The 19101-nt window shown below is 63.3% G+C and carries 20 protein-coding genes; 11 read left to right on the top strand and 9 right to left on the bottom strand.

Features of this window, described 5'->3' with window-relative positions; translation table 11 throughout:
* The first annotated feature begins 74 nt into the window (after positions 1 to 74).
* From AC5RUQ_RS20310 to AC5RUQ_RS20325, 4 genes are all read left to right on the top strand, one after another.
* The gene (locus tag AC5RUQ_RS20310) at positions 75 to 491 is read left to right on the top strand and encodes an acyl-CoA thioesterase (RefSeq protein ID WP_493949081.1); all 417 of its coding nucleotides are present in this window, start codon (positions 75 to 77) and stop codon (positions 489 to 491) included.
* Between the two features lie 91 nt (positions 492 to 582).
* The gene (locus AC5RUQ_RS20315; protein ID WP_430229492.1) at positions 583 to 810 is read left to right on the top strand and encodes a PLDc N-terminal domain-containing protein; all 228 of its coding nucleotides are present in this window, start codon (positions 583 to 585) and stop codon (positions 808 to 810) included.
* A gap of 81 nt (positions 811 to 891) precedes the next feature.
* Positions 892 to 3141 (top strand): McrB family protein, encoded by a 2250-nt coding sequence (locus AC5RUQ_RS20320; RefSeq protein ID WP_493949064.1) that lies wholly within the window; start codon positions 892 to 894, stop codon positions 3139 to 3141.
* 49 nt (positions 3142 to 3190) lie between these two features.
* Positions 3191 to 4366: a 5-methylcytosine restriction system specificity protein McrC gene (locus tag AC5RUQ_RS20325; protein WP_493949082.1), complete on the top strand. Its 1176-nt coding sequence runs from the start codon at positions 3191 to 3193 to the stop codon at positions 4364 to 4366.
* A gap of 39 nt (positions 4367 to 4405) precedes the next feature.
* Here AC5RUQ_RS20325 and AC5RUQ_RS20330 read toward each other — a convergent pair whose 3' ends face one another.
* Entirely contained in the window at positions 4406 to 6061 is a 1656-nt protein-coding gene (locus AC5RUQ_RS20330; protein WP_493949065.1) for a sensor histidine kinase, read from the bottom strand.
* A 94-nt stretch (positions 6062 to 6155) separates the two neighbouring features.
* On the opposite strand from AC5RUQ_RS20330, the gene AC5RUQ_RS20335 reads away from it, so the two are divergent.
* Positions 6156 to 6923, top strand: coding sequence for a response regulator transcription factor (locus AC5RUQ_RS20335; RefSeq protein ID WP_493949066.1), 768 nt, complete (start codon positions 6156 to 6158; stop codon positions 6921 to 6923).
* Here AC5RUQ_RS20335 and AC5RUQ_RS20340 read toward each other — a convergent pair.
* Complete coding sequence (locus AC5RUQ_RS20340; RefSeq protein ID WP_493949083.1) at positions 6896 to 7306, bottom strand: Hpt domain-containing protein; 411 nt, start codon at positions 7304 to 7306, stop codon at positions 6896 to 6898. The two genes, AC5RUQ_RS20335 and AC5RUQ_RS20340, sit on opposite strands and share 28 nt — an antisense overlap.
* A gap of 91 nt (positions 7307 to 7397) precedes the next feature.
* On the bottom strand, positions 7398 to 7733 hold the full coding sequence (locus AC5RUQ_RS20345) for a hypothetical protein (RefSeq protein ID WP_493949067.1): 336 nt from the start codon (positions 7731 to 7733) through the stop codon (positions 7398 to 7400).
* On the opposite strand from AC5RUQ_RS20345, the gene AC5RUQ_RS20350 reads away from it, so the two are divergent.
* On the top strand, positions 7723 to 8757 hold the full coding sequence (locus tag AC5RUQ_RS20350) for a glycoside hydrolase family 26 protein (RefSeq protein WP_493949068.1): 1035 nt from the start codon (positions 7723 to 7725) through the stop codon (positions 8755 to 8757). The genes AC5RUQ_RS20345 and AC5RUQ_RS20350 overlap by 11 nt on opposite strands.
* 119 nt (positions 8758 to 8876) lie before the next feature.
* Here AC5RUQ_RS20350 and AC5RUQ_RS20355 read toward each other — a convergent pair whose 3' ends face one another.
* Positions 8877 to 9341, bottom strand: coding sequence for a very short patch repair endonuclease (locus tag AC5RUQ_RS20355; RefSeq protein ID WP_493949069.1), 465 nt, complete (start codon positions 9339 to 9341; stop codon positions 8877 to 8879).
* 17 nt (positions 9342 to 9358) lie between these two features.
* On the bottom strand, positions 9359 to 9793 hold the full coding sequence (locus tag AC5RUQ_RS20360) for a pyridoxamine 5'-phosphate oxidase family protein (RefSeq protein ID WP_493949070.1): 435 nt from the start codon (positions 9791 to 9793) through the stop codon (positions 9359 to 9361).
* A gap of 257 nt (positions 9794 to 10050) precedes the next feature.
* Here AC5RUQ_RS20360 and AC5RUQ_RS20365 point away from each other — a divergent pair, with 257 nt between their 5' ends.
* From AC5RUQ_RS20365 to AC5RUQ_RS20375, 3 genes are all read left to right on the top strand, one after another.
* Positions 10051 to 10704, top strand: a complete 654-nt coding sequence (locus AC5RUQ_RS20365) for a DUF6318 family protein (protein ID WP_493949071.1) — start codon at positions 10051 to 10053, stop codon at positions 10702 to 10704.
* Positions 10705 to 10913: 209 nt separating this feature from the next.
* Positions 10914 to 11654 (top strand): hypothetical protein, encoded by a 741-nt coding sequence (locus tag AC5RUQ_RS20370; RefSeq protein WP_493949072.1) that lies wholly within the window; start codon positions 10914 to 10916, stop codon positions 11652 to 11654.
* A 133-nt stretch (positions 11655 to 11787) separates the two neighbouring features.
* Positions 11788 to 12858 carry an alkene reductase gene (locus tag AC5RUQ_RS20375; protein WP_493949073.1) on the top strand — a complete coding sequence of 357 codons (1071 nt, stop codon included), beginning with the start codon at positions 11788 to 11790 and terminating at the stop codon, positions 12856 to 12858.
* A gap of 233 nt (positions 12859 to 13091) precedes the next feature.
* On the opposite strand, the gene AC5RUQ_RS20380 is transcribed toward AC5RUQ_RS20375, so the two are convergent.
* On the bottom strand, positions 13092 to 13388 hold the full coding sequence (locus tag AC5RUQ_RS20380; protein WP_163165558.1) for a hypothetical protein: 297 nt from the start codon (positions 13386 to 13388) through the stop codon (positions 13092 to 13094).
* 142 nt (positions 13389 to 13530) lie between these two features.
* On the opposite strand from AC5RUQ_RS20380, the gene AC5RUQ_RS20385 reads away from it, so the two are divergent.
* On the top strand, positions 13531 to 16032 hold the full coding sequence (locus AC5RUQ_RS20385) for a Tex family protein (RefSeq protein WP_493949074.1): 2502 nt from the start codon (positions 13531 to 13533) through the stop codon (positions 16030 to 16032).
* A gap of 51 nt (positions 16033 to 16083) precedes the next feature.
* On the opposite strand, the gene AC5RUQ_RS20390 is transcribed toward AC5RUQ_RS20385, so the two are convergent.
* On the bottom strand, positions 16084 to 16881 hold the full coding sequence (locus AC5RUQ_RS20390) for a ZIP family metal transporter (protein WP_493949075.1): 798 nt from the start codon (positions 16879 to 16881) through the stop codon (positions 16084 to 16086).
* 98 nt (positions 16882 to 16979) lie between these two features.
* On the opposite strand from AC5RUQ_RS20390, the gene AC5RUQ_RS20395 reads away from it, so the two are divergent.
* Complete coding sequence (locus tag AC5RUQ_RS20395) at positions 16980 to 17300, top strand: hypothetical protein (RefSeq protein ID WP_493949076.1); 321 nt, start codon at positions 16980 to 16982, stop codon at positions 17298 to 17300.
* Between the two features lie 21 nt (positions 17301 to 17321).
* Here AC5RUQ_RS20395 and AC5RUQ_RS20400 read toward each other — a convergent pair whose 3' ends face one another.
* Together AC5RUQ_RS20400 and AC5RUQ_RS20405 are read right to left on the bottom strand one after the other, a co-directional pair.
* On the bottom strand, positions 17322 to 17999 hold the full coding sequence (locus AC5RUQ_RS20400; protein ID WP_493949084.1) for a YqjF family protein: 678 nt from the start codon (positions 17997 to 17999) through the stop codon (positions 17322 to 17324).
* A gap of 78 nt (positions 18000 to 18077) precedes the next feature.
* Positions 18078 to 18857, bottom strand: a complete 780-nt coding sequence (locus AC5RUQ_RS20405) for an isocitrate lyase/PEP mutase family protein (protein ID WP_493949077.1) — start codon at positions 18855 to 18857, stop codon at positions 18078 to 18080.
* Positions 18858 to 19101 lie beyond the last annotated feature (244 nt).

Raw genomic sequence — 19101 nt, forward strand, 5'->3', positions numbered from 1 at the left:
ACGCGCAGTCGAAGCCCGACGCGCAGTTAAAGCCGCTGAGCGAGGGCGGCCGGCGGATCGAGGTCCTGGTTCCCATGCGGTGGGGCGACATGGACGCCTACGGGCACATCAACAACGTGCAGATCGTCCGGATGCTCGAGGAAGCGCGGATTGCCGCTTTTGGACCGCCGCGGGGAGCAGGGCTGCCCGGTATCGAGCCGCACGTCTCCCTGTTCAATGACGTCCCGGAGGGAACCATGGCGTTGGTGGTGGATCACAAGATCCGCTACGTCAGGACACTGGAGTACCGGAACGTCCCTGCCGTGGTCCAGGTGTGGATCGGCGCCGTCAAGGGAGCGAGCTTCGATATCCACTACCTCGTCCAGGACCCGGTCACCCGGGAGGACTGCGTGAAGGCCAGCAGCCATCTGGCGTTCGTGCTCGAAGCCACCGGGCGCGTGCAGCGCCTCACGCCTGAACAAAAGGAACGGCTGGCACCGTTCACTGTTTGAACGGAATGTGCAGGCGCTCCGGCCCGTGTAGCCCGTTGCGCAGAAGCAGACTGCAACGGAAACTAAGAACCCCAACCAAGGAGGAATAGGCATGGCCCAGAAAAAGACTTGGAAGGAAATGTCTCCATCCGCAAAGGCCGGCACAATACTGGTGGCCATCGCACAGGTGTCCCTGTTGGTGGCGGCGCAGCGGGACATTTCAAAGCGCCCGGCAGCGATGATTAACGGTCCCAAGGCTGCCTGGCGGGCGGCATCGTTCATCAACTTCATTGGCCCGGTGGGCTACTTTACGTTCGGCCGGAAGAAGCCGGTCGCTTAGCCACCCAAGAATCACGGGGGCACAGCGGTGCGCTGCTGGGCTCTGAGCGCCCATCCAGCTTCACCCTGTAAATTTGAATTCATGACCCCCGCCTCCACTGCTGCCATGCCCCGTGCCCTCGGTGCCTCCCGTGCTCTCGGTGTCTCCCGGGAAATTGAGGAGGCTGCGTGGTTCGTGCTTGGCCCCGGGCTCCTCGGGAAGCCGTCTGCGCTGGATGGACGCACCATGACCTGGACGTCGGAGGCGGCGGCAGAGCTCCTGGACAGGCTGGAACGGGGCACCCCTGATCCGAAGGCGCCCATGATGACCAACCTTCGGCAGAACCTTGAGGGCGCGTCGCGGGAAGCGAAGCAGCTGGCCGTGGAACTGCTGTTCCTGCAGTCGCTGCCCCTGGCCCATGAGGTGAAGTCGCTGAAGGTCAAGCGCGCCCGTGTGGCCGAGGCTGCCTCCTGGCTCGAGCCTCCGCTGGAGCTGCCCGAGGAGCTGTACCAGGGCCTCACCGACCATGGCGTCATCCGCGACCGGACCGCCGAGTTCAACTGGACCATCTGGGACCACCTGGGATGGCTCTGCCGTTTTGTGCGGCAGGTGGACCAGAAGACGACGGCGGATATTGCCGAAACCCTGCAGGACCCGCTGAAGTTCCACCGCTTCGCCGCTGCCACCCCGGGAGACCAGCCCGCCATTCGCCGCAGCATCGAATTCCTCACCTGGCCCAGCTACTTCGAGCCTGTGGTGGCGGACGTGGAGCGCCAGGAAATCCGCGATGCCTTCGCCTCGCTGGTGGGCGGCGCAAAAGGCGACGCGGAAGAGGACATCACCGCAGACATCCATCGCATCCGCCTGCACCTTGATGAGCAGGCCGGGCAGCGCATCGACTGGTACGCCCGGCAGCTGGTCAGCCAGTGGCGCAAGGTCGGGGACCCCGGGCGCCGGGCATGGCTGCTGCGCACGCACAGCGACAACACTGAGCTGCTCACCGCCTGGCAGGGCGAGGAAAAGGTGACGCTCGACGTCGAACATCTCCGCCTGCTGGGCCCCGGTGTCACCGCGGGGGTGGTTCAGCATGCCGTGGACGAGGACTACAAGCACCTCGGCTATGTGGAGCGCGAGGACACCAAGACCGCTGTCTTTGCGTTCCTGACCGTGATGAAGCCGGGGGACCTGGCGCTCTACCAGCACGCCGGAAAGGTGCGGCTCGGCGTCGTACTCGGGGAGCCCGAACACAACGAGGATAACCGGCGGCTGCGCCGGAAGGTCCGCTGGTTCGACGAAGGCCACGCCACCACCAGCCTTCCCCGCCATGTGCAGCGGCAGCTGGCCACACCCGGGATCGTTGTTGATCTGACCAGGGTGGTGCAGGCTCTGCAGGCCCTGCTGCCCGCAGAAGCGGAAACAGAGACCGACGGCGATGCTGAAGCGGCCGCCGTCGTCCCTCCCGTTCAGGAGGGCTTCCGTCCGCTGACGCGCGAGTTCGCGGATTCCCTGCACATGGAGTTGGAGCCGCTCCAGGAGATCGCCGAACTGCTGGAGGAGAACCGGCAGCTGGTGCTGTACGGTCCGCCGGGCACCGGCAAGACCTACCTGGCGAAGCACCTCGCGGCGGAGTTGGCGGATGACACCACGGATGAGCGGGTCAAACTGGTCCAGTTCCACCCTTCGTATGCCTACGAGGACTTTTTCGAGGGCTACCGGCCGGACAAGACGGACGAAGGCCAGGTGTCCTTCAAACTTGTTGCCGGTCCGCTCCGCCGCCTCGCCGAAGAAGCGGCCAAGCCCGGAAACGAGAAAAAACCGTACTTCCTCATTATCGACGAGATGAACCGCGCCAACCTCGCCAAGGTGTTCGGCGAGCTGTACTTCCTGCTGGAGTACCGCGACGACCGGATTTACCTGCAATACAGCCCCAATGAGCCGTTCACGCTGCCGGACAACCTCTACATCATCGGCACCATGAACACCGCGGACCGGTCCATCGCCATGATGGATGCCGCCATCCGCCGCCGTTTTGCCTTCATTGAGCTGCACCCGCAGACTGAACCGGTGAAGGGCTCGTTGCTCCGGTTCCTCCAAGCCCGGCAGCTGGACACCACGCCGGCACTGCTGCTGGATGCCCTCAACGCCGCCATTGACGAGTGGGACCGGGACCTCATGATCGGCCCGTCGTACTTTATGAAGCCGGCAGCCCAAACCCCTTCCGGGCTGCGGCGGATCTGGAAGTACGAGCTGATGCCCCTGCTTGAGGAGCACTACCACGGCCAGCTGACCCGGGCCCAGCTTGAGGAACGCTTCGGACTGGACCGGCTGCTGGAACGCCTTGCAGGCCGCTGACCCCAGTGCGTTTGTCCGGCACCTGGTGCTGGACGAACTGTCCCGCGGGATGGTGGAACGGCTGGATCCTGCCAGCGCCTCGTTCCTGAACGCCAGTGGCCTGGCCAAGGCGTCGCCCATGGGGCTCGGGCTGTACCGGATCGAGCCCGTGGGCAAGGTGGGCTCGGTGAGGACTCCCACGGTGCAGCTGGACGTCCGGCCCAAGGACCGGCTGGGGCTCAGCCGGCTCCTGTTCCTGCTCAGCTACGCGGGCGAACAGGGGTTCCGTCCCGATTCCGTGGCCGCCGTGGAGGACCGGGAACTCTGGAGTGCGCTGGCTGAGTCGTTGGCGCAGCTCGCGGAACGGGCCCTGGGACGCGGCGTGCTGCAGGGGTACCGCACCGTTGACGAGTCGCTCCGCACCGTCAAGGGACGCATCCGCATCTCGGACCAGATCTCCCGGCGGCCCGGCATGCTGGTGCCCCTGGAAGTTTCCTATGACGAGTTCAGCGAGGACATCGCCGAAAACCGCATCCTGCGTGCCGCGCTGGAGCGGATGGGCCAGGTGCCGCGGGTCCGCCCCGAGGTGCTGAGCCGGCTGCGCCAGCTCAAGGGAAGGCTCGACGCCGTCACCCGCCTTCCGCCCGGCGCACCGCTCCCGCCGTGGACGGCCAGCCGGATGAACCTTCGCTACCACGCCGTCCTCCGCCTGGCGGAACTCATTCTCCGGAACGCCTCGGCTGAAGCGGGCCAGGGCAAGCAGCAGACGGCTGCGTTCGTGGTGGATATGGCCCAGGTGTTTGAGGATTTTGTCGGCACGGCATTGCGGGAGGCGATGGCTGCCTACCCGGGAGAGCTCCGGCTCCAGTACAACGCACTCCTGAGCGAGGCGGTGCGGGACACGGACCGTTTGTCCGTGCAGCCGGATGCCGTGCACCTGCTCGGCGGACGGCCCGTGGTGGTCTACAACGCCAAGTACAAGGCCGCGTCCGATCTCGGTGCCTCGCTCACAGCCGACCATTACCAAATGCTCGCCCACTGCACCGCTTTGGCGGTGCCCACGGCCTGGCTGGTCTACGCGGGATCCGGTGAGGTCAAGCTGCGCCGCATCATGAACACAGACATCGACATTGTGGAGTTCCCGCTGGACCTGTCCAGGCCGCCGTCGGAAATCCTCGCCTCGATTGCGGAACTCGCCCGCCAGTCCTGGGGAGAGGTAGTTCGGCAGGCCCGCACCGGCGCCTAACGCTGGGGCTGCCCTGCCGCCGTCGTACGCGCTGGCCTGTTACACCGGAACCCGGAACGTGAACGTGGTTCCCTGGCCCAGCGCGCTTGCCACTCCAATGGTCCCGCCATGGGCCTCAACGATGGCCTTGCTGATCGGCAGGCCCAAACCAACGCCGGGGATGGCAGTCCTGCGGACGTTGCTGGTGCGGAAGAACTTGGCAAACACTTCTGAGGCGTCTTCGGCGCTCATGCCCATACCGGTATCACTGACCCGGCAGGTGAGGTGGCCGTCCTCCTGCGCCAGCGAGACCAGCACGTTGCCGCCGTCGGGGGAGTACTTGATGGCGTTGGACACCAGGTTGTCCAGTACCTGGGAAATCCGCGGTCCGTCAACGTGGGCCTCCAGCCGCTCCGGCGTATCAGCGGCCAGCACCACCCCTGACGCAGCCGCCTTGGGCATCGCCGAGGAAACGCTGCTGCGCACCAGCTCGGCCACGTCCACGGAGTGGGGCGTAACAATCAGCTGCCCGTTGCGGCTGGCAAGCAGGTCGCTGACCAACGTCAATAACCGCTCCGAGTTCCTGCGGATGATCTCGAGCATGCCCCGCTGCGACTCCGCCGGCTCATCTTCGAGCAGTATTTCCACGTACCCAAGAATTGACGTGAGGGGTGTCCGGAATTCATGCGAGACGCTCGAGACGAAGTCATCCTTTGCCGCCAGGGCGTTGACGAGGTCAGTAACGTCGCTGAAGGCAATCACTGAACCGGAGAACTTTCCCTCGGCGTCCTTCATGGCCCGGGCGGTGGTGACGAAAGCCCGCTGCTCCTTACCCGAGCCCAGCCACACAAGGTAATCCGTGAAGGTTTCCCCGAGGACGGCTCGGCGGACCGGGCGATCCTGCACTGGAACCAAAGTCTTCCGGTCCGGTCCAAACACAAGCAGCTGGGACTCGTTCGGGTCAGCTATCTCCTTGGGCCGCGCCAGTTCGTGGTTGGTCCGCTGCTTCCGGTTCATCAGCACGTCATGCCCGTCCGCGTCCACAGCGAGCACCCCCAGATGGACAGTGTCCAGGACGGTGTTCAACAGCGCTTCCTGGCGCTGGCTGGTGCGCAGGTTGGCCTGCAATTGCGCGTCCTTTTCCTCCAGCTCCCGCTGCTGCCGCATCATACTGAGCGTCAGGACACTCACGGAAACACCGATGCCGAGCATCATGACGGGCAGGAGCAGTGACCGCGCAAAGTCCTGCGCCGTAAAGCTTCCTTTGATCAGCAGCGGAACCCAGATAATGGCCAGCGGCGCCAGGAAAGACAGCCACAAAGCAGCCCTCGGGTAGTAGCCGGAGGCGCACAGCCAGATCACCGGGAACACGGCAAGCAGGCTGATGCCAGTCAGGCTTTCCTGCCCGCCTTCCCTGCCGAGGGCAATGGAGACGAAATCCAGCAGCGGAAGAATCAGGAAGCTCGTGTAGGGCAACCGCTCCCAGGGAACCAGGTAGCACAGGGCCATGATGGCGGCCTGCGACACCAGGAAAGCGATAAAAAGCGGATTGTTCATGGTGGCCGGGAAGAACGCCCAGATCAGGAAGGCTGTCAGGATCGTCGTCACAAACAGGGGCATCTGGCTGAGCGCCACCCGCTGCGTCAGCCGGTACTCATGGAAAGGACGCCGAAAGAACCGTATCCGGCCGGAGGACCACGCATCAGGGTTAGTCATGGCGCAGAAACTTACGGGACAAGGTGTGCGAGGCCATATCAGCAGGATATCCGCAGCCAGCTATACTTCTGACGTTGGCTGCTGAGGGGGCACTATGAGTGATGCACGTGTCGGACTGGTCATCGAGGATGACCACGACATTCGGGAACTGGTTCGCACTGTGCTGACCCAGGCAGGCTTTGACGTGACCGTGGCAAGCAGCGGTGCCGAAGGTGTCCTTACTGCGAAGACCCTCAATCCGGATGTCATCACCCTGGACCTTGGCTTGCCGGACATCGACGGTTTTGAGGTCTCCCGGCAGATCCGCGAGTTTTCGGACGCCTATATCGTGATGCTGACGGCCCGGACAGAAGAGCTGGATACCCTCATAGGGCTTGAGTCCGGCGCGGACGATTACCTTACAAAACCGTTCCGCCCCAGGGAGCTGCGCGCCCGGATCGCTGCGATGATGCGCCGCCCCCGTACCGTCCCCGACGCGGCGGAAGCTGCCGGGGTGGAGGCATCGGCGGATGGCCAGGCGCACCCGGAGCGGGGAAATTACAGCCATAACGGCCTGGAGCTGAGCTATGCCTCCCGCACGGTAACCGTGGACGGTGCGGAGATGAACCTGACCCGCACCGAGTTCGAACTCCTGCACGCCCTACTGGAGGCAGGCAGGACTGTCCGTACCAAATCGGACCTGGTGCGCCGGCTACGGGACGAGGATTACGACGTCGGGGGTTACATCAGCGAAGCTGACGAGCGATCCGTCGAGGTCCACATGGGCAACCTGCGCAAAAAACTTGGTGATTCTCCGCAGAAGCCGCGCTGGCTCCAGACGGTTCGCGGCGTAGGCTACAGGCTCGCCCCTAACGAACGCTGATCCTGCAGCCTGCTCATCGTCTGCAAGCTGCACTGGCTGATCCGGCTCAGGAATGAGGCCGCGAGCCTGGGAAGGACGACGGCGGCGTCAGCGTCCGGCCCTCCGGTCCGGATTTCGCCTTCCAGGGCCATTGCCAGACTGGCGAGCCGCTGGGCGCCCACCATCTGGCTGGATGTCTTCAGGCTGAGGACGGCGTCCACCGAGCCGTCCAGGTCTCCGGTGGTCAGGGCCAGCCGCAGGCGCCCAATACGATGTGGGAGGTAGTCAATGAAGTTCCCCACGAAGACCCTGCAATACCCCTCGTCCTCCTCGAGTTCCTCACGCAGCCGGTCCAGGACGGCCTGGTCCACCAGTGGGCGACCGGCATCATTGGACGGGGTCATCATTGTCCTTTCGGCTGTGGTCTTCCACTCCGGAAACCGGGGGGTTAGGCGGGGCATCAACGCCCCTTCAGGTTAGGGCTGCTGCGCATACTCAGGAGCGGTTTCCGTGGAGAATTGTGTGTTTCTTGATGAGACTGCAGGTTTTTACGTCCAATACTTGAGCCAGTGCATTTCGTACAAAAAAATCAGCGGCAGTGGGTCGCATGGAGACGCGGAGAATAGTTGTTGTGTTGAGGTCGCTGAAAACTTTTGTCATAGCCTTTGTGGTGGCAGCCGGAATGGCTGTGGCCTTTATCCAACCTGCACATGCTGCCCCGGCTGGCCAAGTCGCCTTGAGTCCGGCGTCCGGGCCGGCTGGCTCTGCTGTTACCATTTCCGGCACGGGATTCAAGGCATCTACAACCGGGACGGTAATTGTGGGTTCCACTACCTTTCCTTTCAAAACCACAGCCACGGGCGAATTCAGTACCGGCATCACCATCCCTGCTGAGTCCAGCGGCACCGTCATAGTCACGGCCAAGACGTCGTCCATCAAGGCTTCTGCTCCGTTCGTTGTGGAGGCAGCCCCGGCGCCCGAGCGGCCTACTGACAGCACGGACTCCTTGCGTTTTGGGGTGGCCACTCCTGGCGGTGCACTGGCTGCTGCGGAACTCGACGAAGTATCTGCACTGGCGGGGGAGAGCCCCTCCATGATCCTCATTTACAAAGACTTTCTTCAGTCGCCTCCACTGACGGAGCTGAACGCGGTGCGCGCCCGCGGTGCCGTTCCGCTTGTGACGTGGGAGCCGTGGGTTTGGGGCGGCGGCGTTGAGCAGCCTGCATATTCCCTTGACCGAATCACCGCCGGCGACTTTGATGACCGCATTCGTGAGTGGGGCCAGTCCCTTGCTTCCTGGGGCCAGCCGGTGATGCTCCGCTTTGCCCATGAGATGAATGGCAACTGGTATCCGTGGGCGGAATCGGCGAACGGAAATCAGCCGGGCGACTACGTCCAGGCCTGGCAGCACGTCCACAACCTCGTCGCCTCCACCGGAGCCAGCAACGTCCAGTGGGTGTGGTCTCCGAATGTTCCCTACTGGGGCTCCACAGATCTGGCGGGGCTTTATCCTGGACCGGGCTACGTGGATGTGGTGGCCCTCGACGGGTACAACTGGGGCACGTCCACGGCGTGGAGCAGCTGGGTTTCGCCCCAGGACCTCTTTGGCCCGGGTATTGCAGCGCTCCGAAGCCTCGCGCCGGTAAAACCAATCCTGATTGCTGAGACGGCGTCCAGCGAGGCCGGCGGTTCGAAAGCCGAATGGAACACCAGTCTGGTGTCCTACCTTGCCGCCCAGCCCGATGTCATGGGGTTCGTCTGGTTCCACTTGCAGAAGGAGGCCGACTGGCGCATCAACAGCAGTCCTTCCTCGGCGTCTGCCTTGAATGCGGCGCTCTTGGCGCGGCGCAGTTAGCTGGCGAAAGGGGATGCTGGTGCTCCGGACTCCTGGTGCTGCAGTCCTCCAAGCGGGACAACGGAGTCATCCTTCCGGACCCACATCAAGAGCTTCTGGGGCAAAGGCTAAAGATTGCCTCAAGATTGTTGTCTGGTCGGGGCCTCATGGGAAGCGTGGGGTTCTGTTTCCAGAAACTGCACCAGGTGCGCTTCAAGTGCCGATCCATCCTTGAGCTCGCATTCCCACACGGTGAGCACCTCCCAGCCGGCATCCTCCAGCAGACGGCGCTGGCCGGCGTCGCGTTCCTTGGTACGGGACCGCTTTGCCTCCCAAAACTCCGCGTTCGCTTTGGGTGCGTGCTGGCCCACTCGGCAGTCATGGAAATGCCAGAAACAGCCATTGACGAAAATGACCTTGCGGCGGCCGGCGAAGACCAAGTCCGGATTACCCGGAAGCCGGGTGCCCCCGATCCTCCCGTGCAGACGATAGCGGTACCCCTTGGCGTGGAGGAGCCTGCGCACCAGCAGCTCGGGCTTGGTGTCCTTCCCCCGGATCCGGGACATGTTCCAGCTGCGCTGCTCCGGGCTCAGCTTATCCGCCATGCTTTCAGTCTAGATTCCTAGAAACCGCGCTCCGGCTGGTCCCCAAGCTGGAAATGGCGCCCGGTAATGGCGACAGGCTCGATCTCGACGTAAAAGTCCTTGAGCGTTGGCACCCACGACTTCAGACCCAGTTCTTCCACCTCTGCCAGTTCGGCCGAGTTGCTCAGCACCCGCGCTCTTCCCCGAAGGACCACGGACCACGCCTCGTCAGAGAGGATGCCGTCAGCCTCGAAGAGCACCGCCGAATTGATGGTTAGCTGGGCGAGCTTGTTGCCCGGGGCAGTCCTCAGATACAGCTTGCCGTTCGAGCTGACGTAGTTGACGGGAAAGATATCCGGTTCCCCGGCAACCGAGACCACCAACCGTCCGTGCTTGGTCCCCTCCAACAGGCGCCAGGACTGCTCGTCATTGAGTTCCAGGACCGGATTTCCATCTGCGTGCTCAAACATCATGCCGCCATTCTTCTACGTTCAGTAGAAATGTGCTAGGCGGAGTTCGTTGAACCCCGCCCGGCGTTCTTGGTTATGTGCGATGCGGGCCGCGCTCTTAGTTGCTGGGCTGCTTTATTACTTTCCAATTTTCTGCCTTGGTGATTAATCCAAGGACGGGTTGCCTGTGGATAAGTCTTATAGCTGAAATGTGACCTGGGCTACCCTTAACTCACTGTCCGGAACATGCCGTCTTGAGACTACTGGGGGATTAGCGGCCCATGACATCGCACAACGTATTCACGTCCCGCCTCTTGCGTCCCGGCGCTGTAGCCACCCTTGTTGCTGCTGCGGTGATGTTGGCTGGCTGCGCGGGTGGAGCTCCTGCAGATCCAGGTACGGCATTCCCGACAGCTACAGAGGCGACCTCCCCTAGTCCTTCCGCCACCCCTACGCCGACGACCAGCGCCGTCTACAAACCGGCCGACGCATCCGGCCCCGCCCAAAACGTTCCCGTCCCCGTGCTGCCCGAAGTGGCGAAGACAGAGACGAAGGAGGGTGCGGAGGCGTTCGCAAAGTATTGGTTCAGTGTGCTGAGCTATTCATATGAGACAGGCAATACGGAATCACTATCGGCGGTATCGGGCCCGGACTGCACATTCTGCCAAGGGCTCGTCGACAACATCGAGGAGGCTTGGGCGGAAGGGAAATGGATATCTGGGGGCCAAATCGAAATTCCTGCCGCGACGGCAAAAGTGCTCGAGGGCGAGCCGACGTATGTAACCCTGCAGGTCTTGCAGAAGGAGCTTCTGATTCATAATCCGGACGGGAGCCCTTATCAGGAACCTACCGCAGCCACAAACGCTGGAAGTCAGGCGACCGCTACCTTTGGATCCAATGGTTGGATCTTCAGTGATCTAGGGCTGATCCGGTAGCAATGCGTACAGGATGCAGGGGGTTCCTGACTATTACGTTGTCCTTGTTGCTACTTTGTCTCTCTTCTCTGCCTGTCTACGCCCAGGAGAAGCCAAAGCCGAAGCCACCCATCGGGGCTGGATTCGTCGACACGGGACTTGAAGTGGCAGCCGATGAATGGACCCTTGATTCTGCTACGGGTGAGGTTGTTCCTATCTCATCTGGTTCCGTGAACGCCGACCCTAACGAGTACAAGTACGAGCTTCAGTGCCACCTTGGCGGGGGCGACTTCGATACGCCCTGCCTTGCCCGGCAAATCGAATGCAAGGACGGCCCTGACGGTGAAGAGGGCATCCCTGTCACCTGGCTATCAAGGCCCCGGGGAGTTCCCGGCGCAGTCTGGGCCCACCATTCGGGCCCGACCTGCCTCTACGACGCTCGGCCCGAGGACTTGCTGCCCCGCATCGCCGCCGACATCCAGCGGCAGTTCCAAAGCTTGCCGGTGAATGCCGGAACAGTCGTGGCCCAGCCCAGCCCCCACACGCTTAGGGGCGCTGAAACCAACTTCTACGCGGAGGCCGTGGAACAGCAGTTCGATGTCACCATGTTCGGCCAGCAGGTGCACATTGTCGCGACGCCGGTTCAATACACCTGGAACTACGGCGATGGAACTGTTTTCGGTCCCCAGCCGTCCATGGGAGGCCCGCTGCCGCAGGACCGCTGGGGTGAAAAGACGAGGACAAGCCACGCCTACGGAGCCACGGGCGACTTCCAGGTTGTGCTGACCACGTCCTTCCAAGGAACGTACTCCGTCAATGCCGGGCCACCCCTGCCCATCCCTGGCCAGGGCCAATTCAACGCGCCGCCGCAAACCATCAGCGTCTGGCGGTCGCTCACCCGCAACTACGCCGACGACTGCAATGCAAACCCCCAGGGGCAGGGGTGCCCGGGAGTTGGGGCAACGCGCTAAGGAGCCGTCATGCCAGCCCCAACCGGAGAGCAACCGCCGTGTAAGCGTGCTGTGATTCGCGCCGCTTTCGGAATAGTTGCACGCGCCTCCCAGTTGGGCCAGACAGAACGTTGAAAACTTCGAAAGGACGCGCATGCTGTTTTCCCCTCTGGCCCTTGGCGAACTCGAGCTCCCTAACCGACTGGTGATGGCACCCCTGACACGGCTCCGCGCCGGCGACGAAGGCATCCCCGGTCCCCTCCTCGCTGAGCATTACCGGCAGCGTGCTTCCCTCGGCCTTATCGTCAGCGAAGGAACCTACCCCAGCCCTGCTGGTCGTTCCTACCCCGGCCAGCCTGGCATCGTCACGGAAGAGCAGGTGGCCGGATGGAAGAAGGTCACCGACGCAGTGCACGCCGAAGGCGGCCGAATGTTCGCCCAGATCATGCATGGCGGCAGGGTCTCACACCCGGAGATCACGGGCGGCAACACCATCGTCGCCCCCAGCGCGGTAGCTATCGAGGGCGAAGTGCGTACGCCGTCCGGCAAGCAGCCATACCCCGTGCCGCACGCACTGACCACTGACGAACTGCCTCTGGTGATCCAAGAATTCGTCGCCGCCTCGCTGAATGCCATCGAAGCCGGTTTCGACGGCGTCGAACTTCACTCAGCCAACGGCTACCTTCTCCACGAGTTCCTGGCGCCGAACGCCAACGTCCGCACCGACAGCTACGGCGGTTCCCCGGAGAACCGGGCACGTTTCGTGATCGAGACGGTCAACGCGGTAGTGGCAGCGGTCGGAGCCAACCGGGTGGGTATTCGCATCTCCCCGGAGCACAACGTCCAGGGCATTGCCGAGACTGACGCAGCTGATGTTCGCGCCACATACGAGGTTCTGGTGGACAGCATCGCCCCGCTAAACCTTGCTTACCTCAGCATCCTGCACCACGAACCCGGTGGAGAACTGGTCCAGGATCTGCGCGCCCGTTTCGATGGCACCTTCCTGGTTAACACCGGCTTCAACGTCGTCACCACCCGCGAGGAAGCTGTTGCCCTGGTGGCCAACGGCCATGCTGACGCCGTAGTGGTGGGCCGTCCCGCCATTGCCAATCCGGATTTGGCGCGGCGCTGGAACGAGAGCCTGCCGCTGAACGAAGCGGACCCCTCCACCTTCTACGCCGATGGGGCCGAGGGCTACACGGACTACCCGGCCTACGCCGGCTAAAAGCCCCTTCCAAACAGCAACCACGACGCAGCAAACGACGGCGGCACCCGGCTCTGGGTGCCGCCGTCGTTTGCTGCTCGGTGTGCTGTCCCGGCAGCGGTCGCCTCAGGTCATCCGACGGCCTTCGGCTGGTGAAGTTGGCCCACCGGGCTCCTCTGGGGTCCGGCGGTGATCAGATGCTACTCCATCAAATGGAGATTTACTAGAGTCCGTTTCGGCACCTGCCGGGCGGGCTAGAGAAGCGCCTCCCGGCCGGTTCCTTCCGTCATGACCAGCTTGCCGTCCTCGATGGACACGAGCACGCTTTTGGGCTTTCCGCTGACCTTCTTGATCGCTTTCAGGCCCCGGTTGGTTACCTCGACCCCCACTTGCGCGCCCTTCGCCGGAAGCTCTACGGATACCTCAGATGCGATGCCGAGGATCGGGTTGGTGGAAACGTCCAGGTCCCGCCGCGCTTGCTTACCGTTCACCGTCACGGTGATGTTTGCTTCCTCGAACCCCTCCTGAAACACAATAAGCAGTTCCCGCATGATGCCCTCTTCCTCGAGCGTTCGGTGCCTGTGACGGCATTTCAACTACAGCACTTTGCGGGCGGCAGCGGAATACCCTTGCCCAACGTCCTTGACTGCCACGGCAGTGGAGCCGGGCAAGCGCTTAGGGCAAGATGTTCTGGTGACTCAACTGCCGCACGCCCCTTTCCCTGCTCCGTCCACACCCACGAAAAGGGAGGACGGAATCTACAGCCAGATCGCCACCGAACTGGGCGTCAAAGCCTGGCAGGTGAAGGCAGCAGTGGAGCTGCTCGACGGCGGGTCCACCGTCCCGTTCATCGCCCGGTACCGCAAGGAAGCTACCGGGACGCTGGACGACACTCAGCTCCGTGAGCTCGACGAACGCCTGCGCTACCTCCGTGAACTCGAGGACCGCCGTCGTACGGTTCTCGACGCTGTTGCGTCGCAAGGCCAGATGACGCCCCAGTTGCAGAAAGCGATCCTCGCTGCCGACACAAAATCCCGACTTGAGGACATCTATTTGCCGTTCAAGTCAAAGCGGCGTACCAAAGCGCAGATAGCGCGCGAAGCCGGCCTGGAGCCGCTGGCTGAGGTTTTGCTGAAACGCCCCGAGCTAAGCCCGGAACGCGAGGCTGCGAAGTACCTCAACCATGAACATGCCGTTGGCGACGCCGCCGCCGCGCTCGCGGGTGCCCGCGCCATTCTCGTTGAGCGCGTAGCCCAGGACCCCGATCTCGCTGCCACCCTGCGCGAGCGCCTCTGGACGCAGGGCCGCATGGTGTCGCGCGTCAAGAAGGGGAAGGAGGCAGAAGGCCAGAAGTTCGCTGACTACTTCGAGTTTGCCCAGGCGCCGGCCGGTATGCCGTCGCACCGGGTACTCGCTTTGCTGCGGGGGGAGAAGGACGGTGTCCTTGAGCTCGACCTCGCCGAAGCAGACCCCACGGACGACGGCGCCCTTGCGGCCGCGCGCTCACGCTATGAATCGGCGGTGGCCAGGTGCCTCGGGGTTGCCGACCGCGGGCGTCCCGCCGATGCCTGGTTGATGGAAACGGCCCAGCTGGCGTGGCGGTCCCGCGTGCTGTCCCGGCTGACGGCGGACCTCCGCGGCAAGATGTTCGCAGCCGCCGAGGATGAGGCCGTCCGCGTTTTTGCTGCGAACCTTCGCGACGTGCTGCTGGCCGCGCCCGCCGGGAACAAGGCCACGCTGGGCCTGGACCCCGGACTTCGAACCGGCGTGAAGGTAGCGGTTGTGGATGGCACTGGCAAGGTGGTGGCCACGGATACGGTTTACCCCCATGCCCCGGCACGCAAGTGGGACGAGGCTTTGGCGACGCTGGTGCGGCTTGCGCGGCAGCACGCCGTCGAACTCGTGGCCATTGGCAATGGAACAGCATCCCGCGAAACTGACAAGCTTGCCGCGGAGCTGATCAAGCGGCTGCCGGACGTCGAACGGAAACCGCAAAAGCTCGTGGTGTCAGAAGCCGGGGCATCCGTCTACTCTGCTTCCGCTCTCGCTGCAGCTGAACTGCCCGGTATGGATGTGTCCCTGCGCGGGGCTGTATCGATCGCCCGCAGGCTGCAGGACCCGCTTGCCGAGCTGGTGAAGATCGATCCGAAGTCCATTGGTGTGGGCCAGTACCAGCACGATGTAACGGCGTCGAAACTCGACCGCAGCCTGGACGCCGTGGTGGAGGACTGCGTCAACGCCGTGGGAGTGGACGTCAACACTGCTTCGCCCGCGCTGCTCAGCCGGGTGGCCGGTGTCGGGCCTCTGCTCAGCGAAAACATTGTGGCGTACCGCAACGAGCACGGGCCCTTTGCCAAGCGCACGGACCTCAAGAAAGTGCCGCGGCTCGGTGCCAAGGCGTTCGAACAGTGCGCCGGCTTCCTCCGCATCACCGGGGGAGCGGAACCACTGGATGCCTCCAGCGTGCATCCGGAATCCTATGCGGTGGCACGCAAGATCCTCGTTGCCGCTGGTTCTGCGCCTGCCTCCTCGCTGGACCCGCGTGCCTTTGTGGATGAGACCTTTGGGCTGCCTACTGTGCAGGACATTCTGGTGGAGCTGGACAAACCGGGCCGGGACCCACGCCCAGCCTTCGCTGCGGCGACGTTTTCGGAGGGGATCGAGAAGATTTCCGACCTCAGGCCGGGGATGGTCCTGGAGGGGACCGTGACCAACGTTGCGGCGTTCGGCGCATTCGTGGATGTGGGCGTACACCAGGACGGACTGGTCCATGTGTCTGCCCTGGCCAACCGCTTCGTTTCCGATCCACGCGAGGTAGTGAAGTCAGGGCAAGTGGTCCGGGTGAAGGTCCTGGAGGCTGACCCCGAGCGGAAGCGGATCTCGTTGACGCTGCGGCTCGACGACGAGCCCTCCTCGGGCGGACCGGCTTCGGGTGCCGCCTCGGCAGGGAAGTCCGGCGGTCGGCCACAGAACCAAGAGCGGGGGAGGAACCAAAGCGGCGGGCGCGGCGGAAGCCCCAGTACCGGACGAGGTGGCTCCCAAGGTTCGGAGCGTGGCGCGAAGCAGGAACAGGGGCGATCGGGCGGAAAGCCGACGCGTAATGCGCCAGTGTCCGGCCGCACCTCTGCTCCCCAGGCCGCCCCGGTGAACACGGCCATGGCTGAGGCGCTGCGGAAGGCGGGCCTGGGTAAGTAGCCCATTCGGGTGGCTCAATGTCATAGGTGCGGTTGCGGCGGCGGGTATGGCCTAAGCCAGCGACAGCACGAACGCGAGGACGAATCCCGCCGCCGTGCTCAGGGCGACAGCCGGGCCGCCGTGTTCATACGCTTCGGGCATCAGGGTATCCGCGAGCGAGGCGATCACTGCACCAGCTGCGAACGCCAGAGGTATGGAGATCGCCTCCGGGTCCGCTCCGGAAAGCGGTCCAGCTCCCACTACGACGGCGATGACGAGTAGAACCGCACAAGCCAGCCATAGTCCGAGGATGCTGCCTGTCGAACGGCCCTGGCTCCGCATAGACGCCGAACCTACCAGCGCTTCAGGGAAATTGGAGACGAAAATAGCAGCCAGCAGCGCCAAGCCACCGGTTCCTTCTCCCAGCGAGATTCCGAGGGCAACGTTCTCCGGCACGCCATCAAGGGTGACGGCGGCCAGGAGTGCCAGCCCGGCCGCTCCACGGGTTGATGCCGAAGTGGCAGCCTTATCGGAAGCGGCGGCATCAGTGTCGAGCTTGGCGCTGCCCTGGAACTCATCCGCAGGCGTGGCGTGTTTCTGTTCTCCGGCCTGCGCCCACCGGTCCAACAGTGCGCTGAGGACCGTGAACACCACAGCGCCGCCCATGAGGCCGATGGCCGCGCGGATGATCCCGCCGTGCTCATAGGCATCTTGGAACAGTTCGAAAGCGAGGGCCGTGATGAGCGAACCCGCGGCGAAGGCCAGCAGCATGGCCAAAAGCCGCTTGGGAAGTTCGAAGCGGACACCGATGAGGGCACCCACGACTAAAGCGCTGGATGCTATGACGCCGAACCACAGCGACATCATCATGCCGCAAGTATAGGAGCGCGCCCTTGACGTGGGAATACGTCATGCCAAGACCTTTGGCCACACTTTCGATGGCGATGGGTTTCTGCAAAGGTGGATTCATGACTTATTTCCTGGAGTACACCATCCCTGCCGCCGCCAATGATGCTGAGTTTGAGTTCCCGCACGACGAGATCAACTCCGGTACTACCATCCCGCTGACCCAGACGGATGCAGATGTTGTGCATACCCCTGAGCTCCCGGCCCGCACGGGCATCCTCGGCGCCACAGTTCCGGAGGCAAAACTGGAAGCAGAGCAGCTGATCACCCACAGCCGTGCCTCTGAAGCGTCCCTGTACTTCGACCCGTCCAATTCCCTCAACGCTGGAGTCGGAACCCTCGTGGCCACTTTCAATGAGGGCCGCGGCTGGCAGGACGTTTAGGATATTTCGCTTCGGGTCCAGCTACTTCCCGACGAAACGAGGCCGGCCAAATTGGGTCCGGACACCGGGGGAGTACAGCACGGACTCCGGCGGGCCGTCCACTGTGATCCCCGCGGCTCCCATCAATCCATCGTCCAGCTCGAGCAGGTGTGCCGCGTAAAGGGGCCACGGTTCGTGCGTGTTGGGGATGTAGATGGTTTGGCCCTTGAAAACGCTGTGCAGCCCAAACCGGGCAGTCAGATGCGTTGACAGGGGATCCTCAACCGGTGTGTCAAGATCCGCCGCAGCACGAAAGATGCTGCTGGCGCCCCGCCGGAACCTGCGTACGGAGTAGCCGGCGACCGGGGTCCGGGCTGAGGGCGGCTGGTAACGCGTCCGCGACCAGACGTAGGGAATGCCAGCCGCCCGGGCGGCCAGGACCACGGGCAACCGGTTTGAATCCAGGCTCAGAAATACGACACCACGGGTTCCGTCAGGTTCCCTGGAGTAAAGGCGGACGTTGACTTCATTGAAACTGCCCAGGTAGGGGATGCCTGGTCCGCGTCCGATCCCTGCCTCCTTCATGCGGAAGCCGATGAGGCCAGCCCAGGAGCTTCCATCGAAGGTGTCTGGCTGCACGGCCCGGGGCATAAAGCGGGCAGCAACAGATTCCGGAATGCGCCAATGGAGGAAAACGGCGTCCATCCAGCGCTGATCCATGATGACAGGAAGTGGCAGTTCCTGTGGCAGTGGCCATTGTGCCGCCCTGTCCTGGTGCTGATTCACCGCCCGCTCCTGCTAATTCAGGGCGCGGGTACCGGCCGGAAGCTCCCCGCCGCCTAGAAGGGTGGCCGCGGCGTCCGCCAGTGCTGTCAGCGCAACCCGTTGCGTCCATGGGCCATAAGAGATTCGTGCGACCCCCAGTTCCTGCAGTCTGGCCGGAGGCAGGGAGCCGGGGACGTTGATGACGGAAACCTTGTTCCAGCCGATTCCGTCCACCAGAGCAACTACCGAGGCTTCGTCGAGCAGGCCGGGTACAAAGACGGTGGTGGCACCAACATCCAGGAATGCCCTTCCGCGCTCGATGGCGTCGATGAGAACGTGGGCGGGATCGCGGTCTTTGCCTCTGAGAAAGGCATCCGTCCGGGCGTTCAACACGAAGTCGATTCCTTCGGTTGCCCCGGCCTTAACAACGGCTGACATCTGTTCCACAGCGTCCTTCAGCGGGCGCATCTGGTCTTCGATGTTCGCACCGACAATTCCAACGCCGATAGCCTTGCGCGTTGTTTCGCCGGGGTCCCCGTAGCCGGATTCCAGGTCGGCGCTCACCGGCAAGTGGGTAGCCGCGGCGATGCGGCCCACCGCGCCGATCATTTCGTTCACTGGGATGTTCTCGCCGTCCGGGTAGCCCAGTGAAGCCGCAATGGAATGGCTTGCCGTAGCCAGGGCCACGGTGCCCTGTACGTCGGTGATAACCCTCGCTGTGATGGCATCCCAGACATTGATCACCTGGAGGATCTCAGCTGATTGGTGAAGTCGGAGAAGCTCAGCGGCCTTGGCATTAATGGTTTCCGTCATGCTGTGAAGCCTAACGGAGCCCGGCGATAGCAGCAGGTCACTCGCGGAAGGACGGTTGTTGAACGCAGATTGTTGACCAACGCGCGCCTCTCTCGTGTCTGCCCTTTCTAGGGTCAACCCCATTTCGCGTCAGCCCATTTCGCGCGTTCATTTCCGGGGTGTTGGTGGGGGTGGTGGTTTGAAGTAGGTGTTTTGTTGGGGTTTTTGGTGGGGGTCGAGGTGTTTTGGGGGTGTGTACCAGGGG

The organism is Arthrobacter sp. MDT2-3, assembly GCF_059090465.1.